Annotated in this window: 2 protein-coding genes; both read left to right on the forward strand. The window is 62.0% G+C overall.

Annotated features, from left to right (window positions below; all coding sequences use genetic code 11):
• Positions 1-222: 222 nt before the first annotated feature.
• Complete coding sequence (locus NUV89_RS29145; protein WP_257784037.1) at positions 223-1,614, forward strand: GntP family permease; 1,392 nt, start codon at positions 223-225, stop codon at positions 1,612-1,614.
• Positions 1,615-1,621: 7 nt separating this feature from the next.
• Positions 1,622-2,395 carry a 3-hydroxybutyrate dehydrogenase gene (locus NUV89_RS29150; RefSeq protein WP_124526737.1) on the forward strand — a complete coding sequence of 258 codons (774 nt, stop codon included), beginning with the start codon at positions 1,622-1,624 and terminating at the stop codon, positions 2,393-2,395.
• Positions 2,396-2,482 lie beyond the last annotated feature (87 nt).

Below are 2,482 nucleotides of genomic sequence, written 5' to 3' on the forward strand. Positions count from 1 at the left end.
TCAGTGCCAAATGTGCCGACTGACACACCGCATTCGCGAGCAAGCCCGCTCCCACATGGGACCTTCATTAGTCTCAAGTTAGAGACAGCATTCAAAACAGCCATCAGAAAATTGTATATTTTTCTTATATTTCAACAACTTAATATCTTGGCACAGATCTAGCTATAGCTTCCTCCTACAGCAACACCCCACAAAAATAACAATTCGATTCGGAGACACTCCATGAGTGTAATCATCGCCCTGGCAGCCCTCGCGCTGCTGATGCTGGCTGCCTACCGTGGCTATAGCGTTATCCTGTTTGCCCCCATCGCCGCCCTCGGCGCTGTCCTGCTCACTGACCCTTCCGCCGTTGCGCCTGCCTTTACCGGCGTGTTCATGGAGAAGATGGTCGGGTTTATCAAACTGTATTTCCCGGTGTTCCTGCTCGGCGCGGTGTTTGGCAAGCTGATCGAGCTGTCGGGCTTTTCCCGTTCGATTGTGGCCGCGGCGATCCGCTTGCTCGGCACCCGCCAGGCGATGCTGGTGATCGTGCTGGTCTGCGCCCTGCTCACCTACGGCGGCGTGTCGCTGTTTGTGGTGGTGTTTGCGGTGTACCCGTTTGCGGCGGAGATGTTTCGCCAGAGCAATATCCCCAAGCGCCTGATCCCGGCGACCATCGCCCTCGGCGCGTTTTCGTTCACCATGGACGCCCTGCCCGGCACGCCACAGATCCAGAACATCATCCCCAGCACGTTTTTCAACACCACCGCCTGGGCGGCGCCGTGGCTGGGCGTGATCGGTACGATCTTTGTGTTCTGCGCCGGCATGCTCTACCTGGCGCGCCAGCGCAACAAGGCCCAGCGCGCCGGCGAAGGCTATGGCACCAAGCTGCGCAACGAGCCGGAAACCGCGGAAAACCTCAGCCTGCCCAACCCATGGATCGCGCTGTCGCCGCTGATCCTGGTGGGCGTGATGAACCTGCTGTTCACCCACTGGATTCCGCAGTGGTACGGCAAGACCCACAGCCTGGCCCTACCGGGCATGAGCGCGCCGGTGACCACCGAAATCGCCAAGCTCACCGCGATCTGGGCGGTGCAGGCGGCGCTGCTGGTGGGCATCTTGATGGTGCTGGTGTTCGGCTGGTCGGCGATCAAAAGCAAGCTTGCCGAAGGCAGCAAAAGTGCGGTCAGCGGCGCGCTGCTGGCGGCGATGAATACTGCGTCGGAGTACGGCTTTGGTGCGGTGATCGCCTCGCTGCCGGGCTTTCTGGTACTGGCGGACTGGCTCAAAGGCATTCCCAACCCGCTGGTCAACGAAGCGATTACCGTTACCTTGCTGGCCGGTATCACCGGTTCCGCCTCGGGCGGCATGAGCATTGCGCTGGCGGCCATGTCCGAGAGCTTTATTTCGGCGGCCCATGCGGCCAATATCCCCCTTGAAGTGCTGCACCGCGTGGCGGCCATGGCCAGCGGCGGCATGGACACCCTGCCCCACAACGGCGCGGTGATTACCCTGCTGGCAGTGACCGGGCTGACCCACCGCGAAGCCTACAAGGACATTTTCGGCATCACGATCATCAAGACCCTTGCGGTGTTCGTGGTGATCGGGACTTTCTACGCCACCGGCATTGTGTGAGATTTTCATGACGACTTTAAACGGCAAGACCGCCCTGGTTACCGGCTCTACCAGCGGCATCGGCCTGGGCATCGCCCTGAGCCTGGCCAAGGCCGGCGCCAACCTGATCCTCAACGGCTTCGGCGACGCCAGCGCGGTGATCGCCCAGGTGCAGGCGTTTGGCGGCAAGGTCGGCCATCACCCGGCCGACGTCAGCGACCCGGCGCAGATCGCCGACATGCTTGCCTACGCCGAGCGTGAATTCGGCGGTGTGGACATCCTGGTGAACAACGCCGGCATCCAGCATGTGGCGGCGGTGGAAGACTTCCCCGCCGAGCGCTGGGATTCGATCATCGCCATCAACCTGTCGTCGGTATTCCACAGCACGCGCCTGAGCTTGCCGGGGATGAAGGCCAAGGGCTGGGGGCGCATCGTCAACATCGCCTCGGTGCACGGCCAGGTCGGCTCGGTGGGCAAGGCCGCCTATGTGGCGGCCAAGCACGGGGTGATCGGCTTGACCAAGGTGGTGGGCCTGGAAACCGCCACCAGCAATGTGACCTGCAACGCCATCTGCCCGGGCTGGGTGTTGACGCCGCTGGTGCAAAAGCAGATCGATGATCGCATCGCCACCGGCGTGGACCCGCAGCAGGCGCAGCATGACCTGCTGGCGGAGAAGCAGCCCTCGCTGGAGTTTGTCACGCCACCGCAGCTCGGCGAGCTGGTGCTGTTCCTGTGCAGCGAAGCCGGCAGCCAGGTGCGTGGCGCCGCGTGGAATATTGACGGTGGCTGGCTGGCCCAGTAGACCCCTATCTCGACAACAATGGAGATCCCGATGTGGGAGCGGGCTTGCTCGCGAATGCGGTGTATCAGCTAGCACATCTTGTACTGA

Origin of the sequence: Pseudomonas sp. 18.1.10, from assembly GCF_024655625.1 — a bacterium.
Taxonomy (GTDB): Bacteria; Pseudomonadota; Gammaproteobacteria; order Pseudomonadales; family Pseudomonadaceae; genus Aquipseudomonas.